Here is a 19,630-nt window from a genome sequence, read left to right as displayed (position 1 = left end):
ACTAAACATTAGTACTTGGGTAAGAAAGGCTTAGGATCTACTTTTTGACCTTCAACAACGATTTCAAAGTGCAAGTGTGGGTTGGTACTCGAACCTGTTGAGCCAACCGTTCCAATCTCACTTCCTTGAACCAAGAGTTGTCCTGCTTTTACTTGGATGGAATCCATGTGAGCGTACATTACTTGAGTCGTTTCATTAATTTGAAGAACAACGTTATTTCCATAGCCTTTTTGGGAATGTTGGACTCGTAAGACCTGTCCATTTTGAACCGCTAAAATGGGCGTACCCAAAGGCGCTGCAAAATCTACTCCTTTGTGCAGCTTTTTAACTTTTTGAATAGGATGCATTCGCAGACCATAACCAATCGTTTTTTTGTATTTGCCTTTTTCTATTGGTAAAATAAAAGCCCCATTAGTAGGTTGAATATTTAGTGTATTGGGAGTTGGAGCTTTCGTGAAAATCGTGCTTTGAAAAGCAAATAGAGTGAATAATATTGTTGTTACAGGAATAAGAAATAAGATACGATATATGCTGGATATAGGGAACGATTTATTTTGAGCAATCATTTTAATACGATTTAAAGTTAATGAATGGCTAAAATGGTTTCCAAATGCTAATGACTTAGACGAAATAGCATGTTGAACAATGAGTTGTTGATATTGAATGGTATCTACGCCATTGCGAATCATGGCTTGGTCAACTTGAAATTCGTGCAGTGCAATTAACTCTTTTCGAAACCAATAAATGAAAGGATTGAACCACTGAAAAACGCATAAAATCTCGGTCAAAAAACGATCTATACTATGCCAAAAATCAACATGTTGGCGTTCATGTTGGACAATGGGTAATTTATCTTCTGCTTCCCAAATATGCTTGCTAATAATAATATAATGCATAAATGCTGCAGCATAATTAGGAGAATCTATCAGGACATAACGATATTTGTTTTCGTGGATGGTTTTATAATGTAAAACTAACCTCAATAATTGTCCTAGTTGTACTAAAAATCGGCTTCCGAATACGACAACACCAATTCCATATAAGGATAGAAGTATTGGTTGGAAGTCTATGCTATTATAGAATGATAATTGATCTATAGGCACATCAGAAATAGGTGTACCGTTAACCCAATTGTCTATGAAATCCATGTCTTCCCAATAAGTAGAAAGCACAGGAACAAAAGAGCGATTCAACCATTCTACAGGTATGAAAGGCAACAAAATAGAAGCAACTAAAATGAAGCACAAAGCAATGCGTTGTGCTTTGAAAGTTGTCTTTGATCAAATGGTTAGTTTGTACCAAAGTAGTAGCACTGTTAGGGTGCCTACAGAAATAACCAACCCTCGAATTAGACTCATTTATCAAAGCGTTTTTTATCAGCAATCTGTTGCTCTATAATTTGTTTCATTTCTTCTAACTCATCTATTGTCAACTCGTTGTCTTTTGCAAAAAAAGAAGTGAAACGAGTCGCTGAATTGTTAAAAAATCGTGCAAAAAAACCTTTGAAAAAACCAGAAAAGTATTCCTCTTGACTAATAAGAGGGTAGTATTCGTTGGTTTTTCCATAAGTATTAAAACCAATGTATTTTTTCTTAACCAAAACTCTAATCACTGTTGATACCGTAGTGTAAGCAGGTTTAGGGTCTTGATAAGCATCTACAATATCTTTTAGGAACGCTTTTTTTAACGCCCATAGATGATGCATTACTTGTTCTTCAGCTTTTGTTAATCCTTTCATGTTTCAAATGTATGACTATTTTTATAGTAATACAACTATTTTTATAGTAATGTTGATTTTTATTTTCAAATTAAGCCAAAAATGCTTCTAAACCAAAGGTTGATTTTTAGTGTTATGATACTGTAAACTTAGTATCACTTGTTTTTATTCTCATGAATAAGAAAGGTATGAATGGGCAAGCAATAGGATGATTGCTAAGTCTTGTGTAAAACTTTTGCTCTGTACCAAAAATTTTTATCTTATAGGGGGGGAAGTTGTTGTTGTAAATCGAGCCAATTTTTAATCGCTAAAAAATTTTATGAAGACATTATACTTAGTACGCCATGCAAAATCCAGCTGGAAAGATGAGCATTTGTCAGATATTGATCGTCCTTTAAATTCTAGAGGAAAACGAGATGCTCCGTTTATGGGAAAACTTTTGTATAAAAAGGGGATTGATCCCGATGTATTAATATCTAGTCCAGCAAGGCGCGCACGAGCCACTGCTTTTGCTTTTGCCGAAGCATTAGATTATCCTAAAAATAGAATCAAAATCAACCCAATGGTTTATGAGGCTAGTGTGCCTGATTTGTTCCAAGTAATAGAGCATTGGCACGATGATTTGGATGCTATTATGTTGTTTGGGCATAATTTTTCTTACACAGAATTTGCAAATCTCTATGCAAAATCACCAATAGATAACGTACCTACAACAGGTGTTGTCGCTATTGAATTTAAGGTAAATAGGTGGAAGGATGTTTCCGCAGAAAATGGAAGAATAGTATTCTTTGAATATCCCAAAAAGTATCTATAACTCTGTTTGGATGTCAACGTTTTGATAATTAGGTTTTTATGAGTGGTTTAGAGAGTTGGATCTATAAAAAAAGCATTAAAGTTGGTTTGATTTTTTTTTCTACTACTGCTACCTTTGCTTTACCTCTTATGAACAAACTATATTTTTAATTGTGTGAATATTTTGATAACAATGTTAGGCTCTTATAAACCTATTTATCAAAACACCAATATTTTATTTTTAGCATTCTTAATGTAGAGCCCCCAATCTCAAACTGATTAAGGAGCAAAATATAACCCAAATTATTAAATGGTTGATTTAGAATATTTAGCACCTATAAATGATGCAACTTATAAAATAAGTGTATATGGTGAAGTTCTTTCTCCAAGATTACAAACTGCCAATGAAGGTAGTTGTAATTGGATGAATAGGATAAGCTATTGTGGAAATAAATTAGTGCAATTGAGACAAAGATATTTCCATGGATTATTTGCTACACCCAAGCAACTATTTTCTTTTGTCCATTCTCTGTTTTATAAAAAACTACTGCTAACGAAGCGACTACGTTTTACAATAGGAAAGTATACCGATGTTATGCGTTAAAAATTAAACTAGTTTGCTCTATCAATTCCTCCATGAATTTCTAAATGGAGTGAATTCCTAAAAATAAATGATGTTTTAGCCATTGGCTTTATAGTATAACTCTTTCAATTGAATAGAATTCTCTTGAGAAGAGAACCCCTCTGTGTGCTTACTGAAGGAGAAACGGTATGGTTAAATCATGTTATATGTGAATATGAATTATTATTAGTGTTGTTATGTTTTTTGACAGCCAAAATAAAGGGGGAGTACACAGATACCCCTTGAAAGAGTATCTTTTATAATTAAAAAATTAAAAAATGAAACGATTAAAATTAGATGATTTTAAACTGAAAAGTTTGAATAATGAAACAGAAAAAAATGCTCAAAAATTGTTGGGACAAGTCTTGGGAGACTGTCATGATGAACCTTACTCAATAATGGTGATGCATTTTGATCATAATAGTGAAACAGGCGAAATACTAAATCCTAGATAAGACGAATTGTAGTCACCTCTTTATTGATATAGCGTTAGATGATACTGAGTTTTGAGTATTCTATTTTGCGTTGTATTTCTGAGAAACGTGAAGGGATTTTATAACATCACAAAAAGATGAAATGATTTGAATTAGATGACTTTAAGTTAAAAACTTGGAAGAAGAATAAAAGCAAGAAATGAATCAGTTACTAAGATTAATGCTCCATTGATTACGTGAGCGCTGCGTTTTTACTTAACTGTGCTGCTACTGCGTGGTTTCAACGGAGTAATGTAAGATAAGTCTTAGGAAATTGTCATGATGAACCTCTGTCAGATATAGTATTTCTTGGAACGTTTGAAGCGTGTACTGCTCTACTTCCATTTAGCGTTTTATCGCTACATTCTAGTTATTATTTTTAAATCTTTATAAATCATTAAATCATGAAACGATTAAAATTAGATGATTTTAAACTGAAAAGTTTGAATCGTGAAAATGAAAAAAATGCTCAGAAATTGTTGGGACAAGTCTTGGGAGACTGTCATGACGAAGGCTCTATTCTAGTTCCCATTATTTTGCCTGATGGTACCTTTATCGGTGCAGATGATTTATCAACAGGAGGTAGCAATGAATTATCTAGTAATGCACAATAATAGCTCTATTAAGAGTAAGGCGGTGCTGCTTCATTTAATAATGACAAAAATCAAAAAATGCAACGATTAAAATTAAATGATTTTAAGTTGAAAAACTTGAATGCAGTTGATGAGAAGAGGGCAGAAAAACTGTTGGGACAGGTCTTGGGAGATTGCCATGACGAGCCTCAATGCGATTTCTGTTACGGAGATGCTTTAGGTTGTGATGAGCGTTCTGGAGGAGGAGGAAAGCCAAGTGCTATTCTTTAAGTAAATGAAGTCTTTGGGTTGGGTAAGGTGAAGCTCGACTCAAGGACTTCTATATGGCATAATTGCAATTTGTTACAGAATAAATGAACTCAATAGTTTTTATAATCCCTTAAATGAAACATTAATATGCTTGGTTATTGGTTACACGTAGAGCGGTGCTGTCAGAATGATAGGGTTTTGTGGACACTGTTTGGATCATCTGAACTTAATAAGCCTTATAGAATATTTGAGGATGATATTGTTATGTGAATTGTAAATGTTGTTCCATAAATAGAATTGGATACTGGATAGATATATAGGTATTGCCTACAATTATAAAACGCTTATCATTTAGTTTAATACTCCGTTGATTATTCCCTCTGGTCATGAGGGCGCAAGCTTAGTTTTTTAGTTTTCCTACGAACCCGCAGGCTCACGAAGTAAAAACGTAAAAAAGCATCTTGCATTAGTTTGATTATCAGTCTTTTAGTATAAAAGTTAACAAGAGTGCATCTTGCTGATAATCAACTGCGAAGCACTCATGCAATAAACTAATACGATTTTTTAACGGAGTAATGTTAGTTGCTTGTTTTCGATAAAAAACACAAAATACACAGAGTAGCATTATTATGATGGAAATTAATAAAAAAGAAACATGGTTTAAACTTCATTCGTCTTGCATTCCTGTAAAAGGGAAAGATAGCAGTCTAATTTACGATATAGAAAAAGAGCAATTATATCCTATATCAGGCGATCATTATGAATTGTTGCGTCTTTGCAAAACGAATAGTTTGTCTGAAATAGAGCGTATTTTGTTAGAGGTTTCAGAAGAAGAGCTTAAAAACTTTTTAGAACAATTTATAGAGCAGTCTCTAGGCTTTTACACCAGTAATCCCGAAAGTTTTCCTGAATTAGACTTGGAATGGATGGCTCCTGCTGTGATTACAAATGGAATCATTCAACTCAATGCAACTAGTCAATTTGATTTTGAAAATTTAGTCGAGCAATTTCAAAACTTGGGTTGCGATGCCATTCAAGTACGGTTAGAAGCTGACTTTGAATGGTCAACAATAGAAAAGTTGATGCTAGCTTTTGAAACGACTAGAATTAAACTAGTTGATTGGATAATGCCATATCGTCCAAGTTTAGATAAAGAGGTCTTGTTAGAATTAATGGGGAGGTACAAACGAGTTGGATTGTTGAGAATATATGGAAGCCCAAAAAATGATTGCTGGGAGTCGAAAGATGGAAAAGTTACAATATTATTACTACAAAAAGATATTCGATTAGATCCTTCAGAGATTATCACCCCTGACCGATTGACGGTTAATTCTTATGTTTTTATGGAAGCTCAGCGACACAATGTAGGCTTGAATAGAAAAGTCTGTGTAGATGCAGAGGGCAATATTAAAAATTATTTGAGCCATGCCAAAAGTTGGGGGAATATAACAGAAGTAACTTTAAAGGAAGTTGTCAATCGTCCTGATTTTCAGGAAAAATGGTTTGTGACCAATGACAAGATTGAAAGGTGTTGTGAATGCTCGTTTCGTTACTGTTGTGTTAGCAATTCGGATGTAGAGTTTCAACAGGGAAGCTATCGAAAAGTGGAGTATTGTACGCTTTAATATAAGGAGTTAGGAATAGTATTGTTTAAATCTTTATAAATCTAAAATTATGCAACGATTAAAATTAAATGATTTCAAGTTAAAAAACTTGAAAGATGAAGAAGGAGAGCATGCTCAAAAGTTATTGGGGCAAGTCTTGGGCGATTGCCATGATGGACCTAGATGTATTCCTGTTGGAAATCCTCTTTATGGTTTGGATATTCCTGCGGGTAATGAAGAAGCATAGTCGAGTGCTAGTTATTTGTTAGAACACCATTAACTCTTGACCTATTTATTAAAATCAATGTTCAATTAAAAATTCAAAAAATGCAACGATTAAAATTAGATGATTTTAAGTTGAAGAACTTAAAAGATGAAAAAGAGACCAAAGCGAATCACTTGTTAGGACAGGTCTTGGGAGATTGTCATGATATAAGTGGTTGCGATTGGTGTGGAGTTGGTTTGTCTTGTGATGAACGTTCTGCCAATGGCGGCGATGGTATTATACAATAGAAGTTAACTTGGAGCGTATTCAAAATAACAAATAGTGCTTAGTTTGAATGTTGGATGCGCTCTTAATTTTGCATCAGCAAAGGCGGATAAAGCACGTCTTTATCCGTCATCTTAAACTTAATTATTAATGATTATCATAGCATCTAGCGAGGAAGATATTTCTACTAATAAAGTCATTGATTGGTTGGCGCATACTTATGAAGTTGATTATAGAAGGATCAATGGTTTAGAATGGTTTGGTTATCAAACGAAAACTTCTTTTCGATTTAACAAAAATCAAGTACAAGCTAATTATAGCGACTCCAATAAGAGATTTAGTATCGAGGAAGTTACTTCTATTTGGTTTCGAAAAGATACTTACGCTATTTTTTCAAAAGAAGTTGGGCGAGGGCAGGAAATAGACGCTCAAGTCAATAATCACTTAAAAGAAGAGCATTACTACGCAAAAGAAGGTTTTTATGAGTTGTTAAAAAAACAAGCAAAGCAGGTAATTGGTCATCGAATTATTAGCGAGCCAGAAAAAATAAACAACTTACTAATTGCCAAATCTATTGGGATTGATATTCCAGATACATTGGTAACAACCAATAAAGCGGACTTATTGGAGTTTTTTAAAGAAAACAATGGCGCGATTACGAAGCCAATTAAAGAATCTAGGCGTATATCGGATGGAGAAAGTGCAGCGACTATGTATGTAGCTAATATTGATCAAACAGCTTTAGAGGAAATTCCCGATTCTTTTATGGTTTCTCTTTTTCAAGAACGCTTAGATATTGCATTTGATATTCGGGTTTTTTATTTGGATGGTCAGTTTTATCCTATTGCGATATTTACGCCCAAGGGATCGGAGCGGGTTGATGTTCGGGATACCAGTTCAAAAGATAGGGCATTTCGAGAAACTAAGTACAAATTGTCGGAAGCGTTGGAGAACCAGTTGAGGCAATTTATGGATGAATTAGATTTGGTTTCTGGTTCTTTGGATTTGATTCATACCAAGGACGGACGAACTGTTTTTTTGGAAGTGAACCCATGGGGGCAATATGGCAATGTTTCTCGCAGTGGCAATTATTTTATCAATCAAAAAATCGCTCAATATTTAGTTTATGGAAGTGAAAGAACCTAAGGAGGAAAAGACTTACTATTATCCAACAGAATTAAGAACAGAATTGCCTGTAAATTTCTTTTTGAGCAAAATTATTGCTCAAAATGCGTCTGCTAAAATTCCTTATTTAAAGGAAAAGGTTTATTGCAAGATGCACAATACAAAATGCTATCCTGTTGGAACATTCCAAAAACCTATTTCAAATATTTTATAACAGGTAGGGATAGACTCGTTGTCGATAAATGATTTGAAACTATGACGTAGCAGTATGACTAATTACTAACTAGTTATCAAAAAATTAAAATTGATGAAAAAAAATATTTTTTTAATCATTCTTGTAATGTTTATTACTTATTCTTGTTCCATCGAAATTCAAGGTTTTTTCTCTGGGTACAAAAAAACGATGAAGCGTGACCCAAACTTGCTTAAAGTCATTGCTGACAGCGAAGGAATCTGTGAAGCTAAATACTCTGATTCTTGTAAAGTTTTAGTCTTAAATGGCAAAGATTTGCAGCAGTGTATTAAGACAGAAGAACGAACGGTAATTTATTTGTGGAGTCCACATTGCACGAGTCGATATTGCTATGGTTTGGATAGATTGCAACAATACATGAACGACAAAGGCATTGTATTTTATGCTGTTGCAGATTATTATGACAGTAGACCAATGAAGGCATATTATAACCTTGAGTATCCTATTATTGGTGTAGATGTAACGTATTACAAAAGTTATACAATCACATCTTACTTAAAAAAGTTTTTGGCTGATTTATCGATAAATGATACTGCAAGTGCTAGATTATTCTATTTGGAAAGAGGAAAATTTATAAGGAGCTTTCGTGAGTTAGAAGAGATTCAGTAAAAGTGTGTTCCAATTCAGAATTACTAGTCTATTGGTAAATAAAATATAAAGTATCAAATGGTTAACTTAAAGGATATTTCATCTGTAGGTGTTGGGACTTATAGAATGAATGTAGACAATGAGATTCATTTTCAAGCAATAAAAACGGCTGTAGAGGCTGGATATAATTTAATTGATACGGCTACAAATTATCAGAAAGGCAAATCAGAGGAACTTATTGGTCATTTTTTGAAAAAATATCCTGAGTTTGCAGGTAAGTTGTTTATTATTTCTAAAGCAGGTTACTTTCCACCACAAACCTTACAAAGTTCTGATTTTGTCAATTATGTGAATCAGAAAGCTATTGAGAAAGCCGAAATAGAAGCAGATTTTGCCTATTCTTTGGATCCGAATTTTATAGCCTATCAATTAGAATCTAGTTTAAAAAAGATTGGAAGAGAGTATCTTGATGCTTACTTGTTGCACAACCCTGAGCGGCTTTTTCAAAGCAAAAACCTTGCTTCTACTACTTATCTGTATCAGGCTATAGAGCGAGCTTTCAAGTTCTTAGAGAAAAAAGTAGTAGAGGGCAAAATTCGTTATTATGGCATTAGTTCAGGGGCTTTATTTGACCCATCAAAAGAGGAATCTATTGATTTTGAGAAATTGTTGAGTATGGTCAAATCTATCCAAGAAAATCATCACTTCAAAGTGGTTCAATTTCCATTTAATTTTAAAGAGCAAGCTGCTCTTCAAAAAAATTATGATCAGCAGTCATTATTGGATTTAATTCATAAAAATGGATTGATAGCTATTGGCAATCGTCCGCTGAATATGAACGATAATGGAATGGAATTTAGGTTGGTAACACATGAAAAAAGCTTGGAAGCTTGGAAGGAAGAGGATGCTCAAAATTGCTTGAATGATTTGCTAACACAAGTAGAATCGAGAATTAAAACACTAACAAATGGGAACAGCAGTAGTGATGATTTTGAACCCATGGTTTTGCTAAAAAAGCATTATACTCATTTTTATGCAGCAGAGGCTGTTGAAACTTTTTTTCAAAAGCACTTGCTTCCTTTTTTACAGTTAATTTATGAAGAAGAAACCAGTCTAATTGAGGATGTTGTTCAGACTGTCAAAGATCACGCAACGTGTTATGCACACAAGAATCAAACGACTAAAACCAAGGCATTTCTTAAACAAGAGGACATTCCACTAAAATCCAATAGTGTTTTGACAGCTTGTGATGCTTATCTCAATCATTTTCATCTGAATCATATCTTGGTGGGCTTACGAAAACCTCAATATGTAATGGCTTTAGAAGGAGCATTTACCAAGCTAATGTAGTCATTTTAAATGCGCTCTAGGGGTAGGGGGAGTTTTGATGATTTGTCAATGAAAAAGAAAAAAAATGGAGGAGATGCATTGGTTTTCTACAAAAATAGAAATCATGATTCAAAGTGAAAATAGTAGTTTTAAAAAAGTTTTTAATTGTTTAATGTGTTTGTTATCAGTTTTTAATGCTCGAAAATATGCCAGTAATTTTTGAGAATGCCCAAATAATGTTTTTTTTCTATTTTTCTTTAGATGATATATTTGATTAATATGAGTAATAAAGATGTGATGTTGAGATAATTTTTAATCTAAAGCATCTGAACAATATCTTTAATAACTCGTGCATAAAAATTTATATCACAATTAAAATTAGAATTAAAAAATGAAACGATTAAAATTAGAAGATTTCAAAGCAAAAAAATTGACGAATCAAGCTGATGAAACAACAGAATCGAAAGTCGATCAATTGTTGGGTCAAGTACTAGGTGATTGTCATGATGACGACATTGATAATAACAATGGCGGTGACAGAGGTGGAGATATTTTTCAACAGAATCTTGTGTAATAATCTTCTTTTATGATGGGGCTTTTTAAGTTAACAGAAGAGAGTAGAATCGTTCTTCTGCTATAAAAAAATCGACCTGTCATATGTCTTAGTTTTACTGGTAATCCGCTTTTTGCTTTTAGCAAAAGAGCGGATTACTAATAGATACTATGTGCGTTATTGTCCTTGTTTACTAGATTAAAACGAATACAAAGTCCCCTAAATTAAACAGATTCCAATACTTTATGCTCGGTATAAAAAATAAAATCAAATCGCTTTTTTATGCACAACAATTTCCTGTATTTAAGCAGACCGACCGATTTGATTGTGGTCCGACCTGTTTGAGAATGTTGGCGAAGTTTTATGGAAAAAACTTTAGCATGGAGTATTTGCGGTACCAATGCAAGATTGGTCCGAACGGTGTCTCTGCCAAAAATTTGATTGCAGCTGGTGAACGCTTGGGCTTTCATATTATTCCTGCCTTGATTGATTATGAAACGCTAGCAGTAGAAGCACCTTTGCCTTGTATTGTATATTGGCGAGACCGGCATTTTGTCATCGTTTATAAAATAAAAAAAGATAAAGTATACGTTGCAGATCCTGTTTATGGTCGTATTGTATATAAGAAAAAAGAATTCATCAAAGCATGGCAAAATAGTAGTCGAGCAGATGGTAGCGAAGGAGGGATGACAATTTTGTTGGAACCCACCGCAAGTTTTTATCAACAAGAAGAGGACGAACCCGCTACAGGATTAGCTATCATATTGCCCTATTTATCGGCACACAAAAAATACATTGTACAAGTTTTTATTGGAGTTCTAGTCGGAATGGTTGTACAATTAATTATTCCTTTTGTCACTCAAGCCTTGGTTGATAAAGGAATCAATTATGGTGATTTGCAATTTGTATACATTTTATTGTTGGCACAGTTGGTTCTTTTTCTGAGTGCCTCTTTTCTAAATATCGTCAGGAGTTGGCTGTTGCTGTATATTGGTGCTCGAACCAGTATGTTAATTACGTCAGATTACTTAACCAAATTATTAAAAAAGTCGGTAGCGTTTTTTGATGGCAAGACACCAGGAGATATTTTGCAACGAATCAATGAGTCCAATCGCCTCGAAAATTTTTTGAATGCTGCCCCAGGGCAAATTTTTTCTTATGTTAATGCCTTTGTCTTTCTATTTATTTTAGCCTATTACAGCTTGATAATTCTAGGGATTTTTACAGTAGGAATTATAGCCTATACAGCTTGGGTATGGTTTTTTATGAAGCGGCGAGAAGAACTAGATTTTAAACGTTTTGATGCGTCTTCTAGCATCAACTCAACCTTAATTCAAACAGTAAATGGCATCCAAGAGGTCAAGGTCAATGCCTCTGAAAATCGGCATATATGGAGTTGGGAAAAAAATAGGGTCCAATATTATAAGAATGCCGTTTCTACTTTAAAACTAGGTTTGTTTCAATCGATAGGAGGCGACATTATCAATCAACTAAAAAATATTGCGATTACGTTTACAGCAGCTTTATTGGTTATTGAAGGTAAAATTACCTTAGGGACAATGTTAGCCATACAATATATCGTTGGGCAAGTAAATACTCCTTTGCTAAGTCTAATCGGTTTTTTTAGGCTTGTGCAAGATGCTCGACTGAGTGTAGAGCGCTTTGAAGAAATTGAGTTTGTTAGCCCAGAAGAAGCTGTTTTGAATGCTCCCAACTTATTGGCGTTGCCCAAAAAATCAGAAGATATTATTGTTGAAAATCTTAATTTTTCTTACAGTGGTAGTGCTAATGATTTTGTATTAAAAAATATCAATCTCAAGATACCCAAAGGCAAAACAACGGCTATCGTTGGAACAAGTGGAGGAGGAAAAACGACACTTATCAAATTACTCTTAAAATTATATTTACCAACCGAAGGAGCGGTTAAAATTGGCTCTACGAATCTCAATCATATTGATACGCAAAGTTGGCGTTCGTTGTGTGGGACGGTTTTGCAAGATGGCTATATTTTTTCAGATAATATTACCAACAATATTACTGAATCTGCTCCAAACGAAATGGTAGACACAGAGCAATTACTTAAAGCTGTCCAATTAGCAAATATTGAAGAACTCATCAATAGTTTGCCCTCAGGATTTAATTCTATGGTTGGTCCTGCTGGATCTACTGGGCGTACTTTGAGCGGTGGACAGCGGCAGCGACTATTGATTGCTAGGGCAATTTATAAAAATCCTGAATTTTTGTTTTTTGACGAAGCGACAAGTGCTTTAGATGCTAATAATGAGCGCATTATTATTGATAACCTGAATGCCTTTTGTCAAGGTAAAACAGTGGTTGTCATTGCTCATCGATTGAGTACGGTAAAAAATGCCGATCAGATTGTTGTCTTGGATCAAGGCAGTGTCCAAGAAGTAGGCACACACGAAACATTGATTTCTAACAAAGGTTATTATTATCAACTTATAAAAAATCAACTCGAACTTGGCAATTGATAAAGATAAAATCATCCGAATTGAGGATAAAAGTTACTTTTTTCAAGATATCTTGGAAAAAACACCATCGTGGATTGTTCGATGGGGCAACACGGTTTTTTTTGTTGTCTTTTTCCTTTTGATATTGGGGCTTTGGCTAATAGAATATCCAGATGTCATTGTGTCAGAAGCAAAAGTTCTGACTGAAAATCCTTCAATAGAGGTCTATAGCGAAAGCAGTGGACAGATCGCTTATATTTTGGAGGAAGATAAGACAAAGGTTCAAAAAGGAGCTTGGATTCTAATCTTAAATAATAGTGCAGATTATAAAAGTATTCTGAAGCTTATGGAACTTACTCAAAAATTGGAAGGAGGTACATTTTGGGAGCAAATCGAGCAAATACGCCTAGACGATCAATTGCGTTTGGGAAACTTGAATGATGAGTACTTAAATTTATTTAGGAATATTAGTGAATATCAGCTCTTTCAAAAGCTAAATCCTCAATTTCAACAAATCGGAATTAATAAAAATCGAACCAAGAACCTAGATGAAATTTTATTGAACTTAGAACGTCAAAAGCGATTGCTAGAGCAAGAATTGAAGTTGGTTCGAGGAGATTATGAACGGATGCAGTTGCTGTTTGAGGACAAGGCTGTTGCCAAGATAGAAGTAGAGCAAAAGGAAATGCAGTGGTTGGCGTTAAAGAGTCAAGTAGAGGAGCTCAATAGTTCGATCTTGAATGCACAACTCCAACAGCAGGTCATTAGCAAAGAAAATTCTTCTTTGGTCATTGAGCAATCGGACCGATATTTACAATTGCGAAACAACATTTTGAGTAGCTATAATCGCCTTCTTTTTTTATTAAAAGAATGGGAGCAAAAAAATGTCTTATCTGCCCCTGTCGAAGGGATTTTAAATATGTATGACATTCGTTCTAAACGGCAATTTTTGGCACAAGAGCAGCATGTTTTTACCATTAGCCCGATAGGCAAACAGACTTATTATGCTTGGGTGAAAATGCCCATTGCCAACTCAGGAAAAGTAAAGATCAAACAAGAGGTTTTAATCAAATTGTTAAACTATCCTCATCGAGAATTTGGAACCCTAAAAGGACATATTCTCTCTATAACGAGCGTGCCAAAAGATGGCAACTATTTGTTGAAAGTTGCTTTGCCTCAACAATTAAAAACGAGTGCTAATATTGAGTTAGAAGCCAAACAAGAATTAATAGGAACTGCTGAGGTGATTACAGAGAAGCTTTCTTTATTGCGCCGAATATTTAACTTTTTGGATTTGAATTAGGAAAGGAAAATTCAATCCTTCCAAAAGAATGAAAATAAAAAGAAATGGTTTTTGATTATTTGCCAGAAGAAGAAAAGGTTTATTGGTTGAATTATCTTGTTAGAATGGAGGTGTTTCATGAAAATATGGCACGTCGGGCAGAAACGGTAGACGATTCAACAGGCATGCACCCTAGACGTTGTGCCTTGCTAAAAGAAGCAAACTTGTTCTACAAGGATTTCTATGCAACAGCTAAATCAGCTTTGTCCCCCTTGGTGTCTAAAGATGCCATGCTTGATGCCAAGGTATTGAATTTTGATTATAAGGGCATAGGAACATTTTCGTTCAACTATTTAATTCGAGATTGGGCAGTCAAGCCAGCCTATCAAGAAGAAGTTATTACAAAATCAATCGTACAAAAATTAGTAGACTTAGAGCTGGATTGCTCAGCTGCCACCGCTCTTTTTTTAGGATGTGGCACAGGAAAATATGCTGTCAATCTTGCGCCTAATTATAAACAAGTAGAAGCTTTTGATGCTTCAGTCTTGATGATTTGGTGTATCGAGCGTTTGCAACAATTAAAAACATGGGAGGTACTCCGAAAAGTAGAACGCAACTGTCGAAAAATTGAAGATACGGTAGAGCGAGTTCGTCTAGAAATGACAACCAGCGAGTTGGATACGATAGCATCAAAAGTACACTTTTTTGTAGCCGATGCCCTTAAACTTCCTTTTAAACCCAATACCATCCAGCACATCCATTCTATTTATTTTACGGATGTACTGCCTTTGCATCAACTCTATGATCGAATCATTGATTATTTGTTGGTAGAGGAGGGGGTATTTATTCATTTTGGACCTCTAGAGTATTTTTTTAATAACTCTCAAGAAATGTTGACAGCAGAGGAAGTGCGTTTGTTTTTTGCTCAAAAAGGCTATCGTATTTTATGCGATGAATTTTTAGAGACCAAGCACTTATTTAATCCCAATAGTATGCGCCATCGAGTGTATGAAAATTGGTTTTTTATTGCTCAAAAACCTGTTGCATCTAAGACAGCTGCTCTAAATGTAGATAGTTGTTTGTCTTTAAATTCTTCCATTAATTTACAAAAAACAGCTGTCCTAAACCAAGGTGCTCCAATTGAGTATGAATATAGTATTGCATTAGATGAAGCTGCCTATCAATTGCCAGAGGTTGTCTATGAAATGCTGTTACATTGCAATGGCAGCACTAGTATTAATAGGATACTTGAGGTTTTGGAATTACAAGACATTGCCAAAGAAGAACAGCGCCAATTGCTATTTATTTTGCAAGAATTATTGGATGCCAAAATGATAAAAATTTAAAAAATCCACGATCCCACAGTAGCAGCATAGCTAAGTAGTTTAAATATTAATAGAAAAAAGAACAGTCATGAAAGATGAAACAACACGATTAGAAGAAGGGCAAGGGGCGTTTTGTGATATTATTAAAGGAGCATTGTACCAAGAAGACGAAAGTATTTTTGACCGACTGGATTTTTATAACGATACAATTTTTTTGGAGCCTATGTTATTTGGGTACTGCACTTCTAAAACAGTACCTTATAATCGAGAACAAATTTTGTTTGGATATTATGATAAGGAGAATCGCCCCTCTAATATTGAGGTATACACGAATAAAAGGGGCGTCGTTTACTTACCTCAATATGGTTACCTCAAGACAGTTTTTCCAAGTACCTTATTACAATTGAATTATGATGCTAAGGCAGAAGTTATATATTTGGAGCAAAACGGTCAGCATGTTGAATTTGAGTGGGAAGCGTTGCATTATTTAGATGTACTTCCTAATGTTGAAATTAGTACTTCTTTGGATGCTTATTCAGAGGGATTGATTGCAGCTTGGCCGAATGTAAGTCCAACAGCTATTCATAAAGTATTGCAAGAAGATAATATTTCTATAAAAACGCATCAATCTGCTTTGGAAGAAGCATTTAGAATTTTGAAAACTTATTTTCCTGAAGAATTTAAATTCTATGCGGCTACAACGCGGCGTATCCTTTTATTTTCGTCGCCAGAGCTTCGTAATTTTGCAACAAGAGAAGCACATGGCGTAATTTATCTCAACGTAAATGCACAAAGTACTGTAGCCTTTTTCTTAGAAGAACTTATTCACCAATGTTCGCATACGGTTTTTAATGCCATGACTTGCGATACACAAGCATTATTTTTAGTTGATTACAATCGTCCAGTAGGTGATTTTGTACCCAACTATGACCGCCGAACACTATACAGTGCCTTGCATGGTATTTATACAACAGGGCGTATTGTCGATTTGTTGTTGCAACTTCTCAAGCAAAAGCCTCCTTTTGATGTAGAGTTATTGTATGAATTGGAAGGGCGTATTGCTATTAACAAGAAACGACATAATATAGGTTTAGAACGTGTTCCATTGGATCAAGTATTTACGCCAAAAGGAAAAGCATTGTTTAATTATTATTATCAACAGTTGGATCATAATATAAAGGCAAATACGTCATTTTTTGATTATAACATGCAGACCCATCCTGTTGTTTTTAACTATCAAAAATTTAAAGCGGACAACCCTTTGGTCAAAGGTTGAGTGTATAATTGATCGGCTAAATCGAAGAAAAAGAGCTATTCATCTAAAATAAATGCCCCATCGTCTGTTTATCGTAACTTTGTATTAAACTAAGTGGTTAGAGAGCTGTCTAATTAATTAGAACAAAAGTGTGTCTGAACATCATTTTAAGTCCACCCAATTGATGTTAGAACACTATATTAGGAACACTTACTTACCAATACGATAAATTATGAAAGTTTTATGTACCCTACTTTTTGTCCTATCAACTAGTATTTTATTGTTGGCTCAGCCAGGAGGCAAAGATGGTCGATCAATGCCTAAAATCGCTAAAATTACAGGAACCGTATACGATTCTGTTAGCCGCAAACCACTAGAATTTGCCACGGTGTCTGTATTCAGGATACGAGACTCGGTTTTAGTTGGAGGAGTTATTACCGATGAAAAAGGAAAGTTTGAAATAGATAAATTACCCATTGGTAGACATCGAGTAACGATCAATTATATGGGCTATGAAACGTATACTATAGAGCCTGTTGCCTTACCACCAAATGAGCCAATTGCGAGTCTAGGGAAAATTTATGTTAGCCCAACGGCGGCGACACTTGAAATTGCGGAGGTGACTGCCGATAAAGCTGTTTTTCAATTGGGTTTAGACAAAAAGGTGTTTAATGTTGACAAAACGAATCTAGGCGATAGTGAAAATGCTACCGAAATTCTAAGAAATACCCCTACTGTAGAAGTAGATTTTGATGGAGCTGTTAAAATTCGTGGCTCGGAAGTTCAAGTGTATATCAATGGAAAACCAACGGGGTTGACAGGCGATAGTCAAGCTGAAATTCTAGACCAATTGCCTGCTAATAGCGTCAAGAAAATAGAGTTAATTACAAGCCCATCTGCTAAGTATGATCCTGAAGGTGGTTCTGGAATTATTAATATTGTGTTGAAAAAAAACGTGTTGGAAGGATTCACAGGCTCTGCAAATGTATCGGTCGGGACTTCTACATGGAATCCTTTTAAGCGTTATCGAGGAGGTTTGAGCTTAAATTTTAGAAATAATAAGATCAATATTTTTTCTAATTTTAGTTATAACTATGGTGAAAATTTAAGCCGTGGATACAACTATCGCCGTACAACAGCGCCACAAGACACTTCTTTCTTGGAACAATATACCAATGGAACTCGCATTCGAAACGGTGGTATGGCTAGAATTGGTATGGACTATTATTTTGACGATTACAATACCTTAACAGTAGCTGCGCGCCTCCGCCCAAGTGGTGGTGGTAATAACAACCGCATTCAATACGATTTCTTCGATGCCAATCAAGACAAAACACAAATTAACGAGCGTTTGAGCGATGGGGATCGGAATAGGTTTAGCATGACATACAATCTAATCTATGCCAAAGTTTTTAAACAGAAAAAAGACAAAAGTGGGGCAGGACCTCGTCGAGATAATTCTAAAGATTCAGGAGGTGGTCGTAGACATTGGCGTGGACATGGAGATGGTCGAGCGAGTGGTCGTTCGGGAACAATGGGGGACAAACAGGAGCTGGTTATTGATTTGCAATATTCCATGAATGATAATGCTAGTTACGAAACGTTTTCAGAGCAATTGTATACCCCCGACTGGTCGGAAATTAACAACACGCCTGATTCTCAACAAACGGCAAGTTACAATAAAATGCACCAAGGTACTGTGATGATTGATTATACGCATCCTCTAGGCAAGGAGATGAAGTTTGAAGCAGGGTACAAAGGGAATATTAGATGGATTGGCAATGATTTTAAATCAGAAACATTTGATTATACTCAAATGCAAATGATTAATGATACAGGAAGAACCAACAACTTTCAATACCAAGAGCAAGTACACGCTTTGTATGTAACCTTTGCACATAAGATTGGTAAGTTTAATTACAAATTGGGTTTGAGAGGCGAATATACATTAGCCAATTCTAGATTGGTATTTCCTACCGATTCTACTTTTGTCAATAACTATCCTAGTATTTTTCCAACCGTTAATTTGTCTTATGCATTGGCTAAAAATCAACAAATACAGTTAGGGTTTAGTAGACGAATTCAACGTCCTTCTTCTTGGGCTTTAAATCCATTCCCAAGTTATAGTGATCCTTTGAATTTAAGATATGGAAATCCCTATTTGTTGCCTCAATATACCAATGCTGTAGAATTGAGTTATGTGAATTATTGGAAAGGAGGAAATACCATTATGTTAACCGCATTCTATAAATACAACACCGATCTAATGGAGCGTTTAAGAACCTTGCGTTCGGATGGAGTTTCTGTTGTCACACAATATAACTTTAGTACTAGCCATATGTGGGGAGGAGAGGTTGTGACACGATTTGCACCTTATAAGTGGTTCAATTTTGGAATTACAGGTTCGGTGTACCAAAATATACAAAACGGAACAAACATAGATGCTGCTTATACCTTGAATGCTATTGCAGGAAATGTTAATGCATATATGAATTTTGTGTTTAAGTTTGGTATGCGTATTTCTGCATATGCTTGGTATTCCATACCAACACGAGTTGCCCAAGGTTGGACAGGGGGATACACATGGAATTCGTTCTCTATTAGTCAAAAAGTATTAAAAGACAAGGGAACAGTGACATTGAGTGTTCAAAACCCTATCTTGGGTGGACGTTATCAATTTGAAACGGCCGATGGGAATACTTTTTATCAAGTAGGAAAAAGAGAATGGGAATCTCCTGTATTTGAATTGCGTTTTTCTTATCGTTTTGGTAAGGTTAATGTGCGTGATGGTCGCTCAAAAAATGCTGGTCGTTTGAACAGTGGTGGCGATGGTGGAAGCGAAGGCGGAAGTGGTGGTGGAATTGATTAGATGCTAGTCATTGATGGTTTGAAATGCTTCATTTTGAATG

Annotated in this window: 20 protein-coding genes; 18 read left to right on the top strand and 2 right to left on the bottom strand. The window is 35.1% G+C overall.

All coding sequences use genetic code 11. The features are described from left to right. Nucleotides 1–8: 8 nt before the first annotated feature. Nucleotides 9–1,247 (bottom strand): M23/M56 family metallopeptidase, encoded by a 1,239-nt coding sequence (locus CG11_RS15905; protein ID WP_052597772.1) that lies wholly within the window; start codon nucleotides 1,245–1,247, stop codon nucleotides 9–11. Nucleotides 1,248–1,354: 107 nt separating this feature from the next. After that, nucleotides 1,355–1,738 carry a BlaI/MecI/CopY family transcriptional regulator gene (locus tag CG11_RS15900; protein WP_052597771.1) on the bottom strand — a complete coding sequence of 128 codons (384 nt, stop codon included), beginning with the start codon at nucleotides 1,736–1,738 and terminating at the stop codon, nucleotides 1,355–1,357. A gap of 298 nt (nucleotides 1,739–2,036) precedes the next feature. Between CG11_RS15900 and CG11_RS15895 the strand changes: the two genes are divergently transcribed. The 18 genes from CG11_RS15895 (at nucleotide 2,037) to CG11_RS15820 (ending at nucleotide 19,590) form a co-directional block, all read left to right on the top strand. Next, nucleotides 2,037–2,531, top strand: a complete 495-nt coding sequence (locus CG11_RS15895) for a histidine phosphatase family protein (RefSeq protein ID WP_052597770.1) — start codon at nucleotides 2,037–2,039, stop codon at nucleotides 2,529–2,531. 288 nt (nucleotides 2,532–2,819) lie between these two features. Further along, nucleotides 2,820–3,113, top strand: coding sequence for a hypothetical protein (locus tag CG11_RS15890; RefSeq protein ID WP_052597769.1), 294 nt, complete (start codon nucleotides 2,820–2,822; stop codon nucleotides 3,111–3,113). Between the two features lie 296 nt (nucleotides 3,114–3,409). Continuing rightward, nucleotides 3,410–3,586 carry a hypothetical protein gene (locus CG11_RS30220; protein WP_156039796.1) on the top strand — a complete coding sequence of 59 codons (177 nt, stop codon included), beginning with the start codon at nucleotides 3,410–3,412 and terminating at the stop codon, nucleotides 3,584–3,586. A gap of 422 nt (nucleotides 3,587–4,008) precedes the next feature. Further along, nucleotides 4,009–4,218, top strand: coding sequence for a hypothetical protein (locus CG11_RS15885; RefSeq protein WP_052597768.1), 210 nt, complete (start codon nucleotides 4,009–4,011; stop codon nucleotides 4,216–4,218). Between the two features lie 57 nt (nucleotides 4,219–4,275). Next, nucleotides 4,276–4,467, top strand: a complete 192-nt coding sequence (locus tag CG11_RS15880; protein ID WP_052597767.1) for a hypothetical protein — start codon at nucleotides 4,276–4,278, stop codon at nucleotides 4,465–4,467. Nucleotides 4,468–5,075: 608 nt separating this feature from the next. Next, a complete protein-coding gene (gene gwsS, locus CG11_RS15875; RefSeq protein ID WP_052597766.1) occupies nucleotides 5,076–6,071 on the top strand; it encodes a grasp-with-spasm system SPASM domain peptide maturase in 996 nt (331 codons plus the stop codon). A gap of 49 nt (nucleotides 6,072–6,120) precedes the next feature. Further along, the gene (locus CG11_RS30215) at nucleotides 6,121–6,297 is read left to right on the top strand and encodes a hypothetical protein (RefSeq protein WP_156039795.1); all 177 of its coding nucleotides are present in this window, start codon (nucleotides 6,121–6,123) and stop codon (nucleotides 6,295–6,297) included. Between the two features lie 80 nt (nucleotides 6,298–6,377). Further along, nucleotides 6,378–6,563: a hypothetical protein gene (locus CG11_RS15870; protein WP_052597765.1), complete on the top strand. Its 186-nt coding sequence runs from the start codon at nucleotides 6,378–6,380 to the stop codon at nucleotides 6,561–6,563. 127 nt (nucleotides 6,564–6,690) lie between these two features. Further along, nucleotides 6,691–7,686: a hypothetical protein gene (locus tag CG11_RS15865; protein ID WP_052597764.1), complete on the top strand. Its 996-nt coding sequence runs from the start codon at nucleotides 6,691–6,693 to the stop codon at nucleotides 7,684–7,686. Further along, on the top strand, nucleotides 7,667–7,879 hold the full coding sequence (locus CG11_RS15860; protein ID WP_052597763.1) for a hypothetical protein: 213 nt from the start codon (nucleotides 7,667–7,669) through the stop codon (nucleotides 7,877–7,879). The genes CG11_RS15865 and CG11_RS15860 overlap by 20 nt, the downstream gene beginning before the upstream one ends. A 93-nt stretch (nucleotides 7,880–7,972) precedes the next feature. After that, the gene (locus tag CG11_RS15855) at nucleotides 7,973–8,527 is read left to right on the top strand and encodes a hypothetical protein (RefSeq protein WP_052597762.1); all 555 of its coding nucleotides are present in this window, start codon (nucleotides 7,973–7,975) and stop codon (nucleotides 8,525–8,527) included. 57 nt (nucleotides 8,528–8,584) lie between these two features. After that, on the top strand, nucleotides 8,585–9,856 hold the full coding sequence (locus tag CG11_RS15850; RefSeq protein WP_052597761.1) for an aldo/keto reductase: 1,272 nt from the start codon (nucleotides 8,585–8,587) through the stop codon (nucleotides 9,854–9,856). Between the two features lie 370 nt (nucleotides 9,857–10,226). Continuing rightward, nucleotides 10,227–10,409, top strand: a complete 183-nt coding sequence (locus tag CG11_RS15845; protein ID WP_052597760.1) for a hypothetical protein — start codon at nucleotides 10,227–10,229, stop codon at nucleotides 10,407–10,409. A gap of 224 nt (nucleotides 10,410–10,633) precedes the next feature. Beyond that, the gene (locus CG11_RS15840; RefSeq protein ID WP_052597759.1) at nucleotides 10,634–12,880 is read left to right on the top strand and encodes a peptidase domain-containing ABC transporter; all 2,247 of its coding nucleotides are present in this window, start codon (nucleotides 10,634–10,636) and stop codon (nucleotides 12,878–12,880) included. Further along, entirely contained in the window at nucleotides 12,870–14,162 is a 1,293-nt protein-coding gene (locus CG11_RS15835; protein WP_052597758.1) for an HlyD family efflux transporter periplasmic adaptor subunit, read from the top strand. Before CG11_RS15840 ends, CG11_RS15835 begins: the two co-directional genes overlap by 11 nt. Before the next feature lie 44 nt (nucleotides 14,163–14,206). Beyond that, nucleotides 14,207–15,487 (top strand): hypothetical protein, encoded by a 1,281-nt coding sequence (locus tag CG11_RS15830; protein WP_052597757.1) that lies wholly within the window; start codon nucleotides 14,207–14,209, stop codon nucleotides 15,485–15,487. 67 nt (nucleotides 15,488–15,554) lie between these two features. Continuing rightward, entirely contained in the window at nucleotides 15,555–16,742 is a 1,188-nt protein-coding gene (locus CG11_RS15825; protein ID WP_052597756.1) for an HEXXH motif-containing putative peptide modification protein, read from the top strand. Nucleotides 16,743–16,953: 211 nt separating this feature from the next. Continuing rightward, nucleotides 16,954–19,590 (top strand): TonB-dependent receptor, encoded by a 2,637-nt coding sequence (locus tag CG11_RS15820; protein WP_052597755.1) that lies wholly within the window; start codon nucleotides 16,954–16,956, stop codon nucleotides 19,588–19,590. Nucleotides 19,591–19,630: the final 40 nt, after the last annotated feature.

Source organism: Aureispira sp. CCB-QB1, from assembly GCF_000724545.1.
In the GTDB taxonomy this organism is placed as follows: domain Bacteria; phylum Bacteroidota; class Bacteroidia; order Chitinophagales; family Saprospiraceae; genus Aureispira.
The sequence above is the reverse complement of the archived record's forward strand: the minus strand, read 5'-3'. Positions and strand labels throughout refer to the sequence as shown.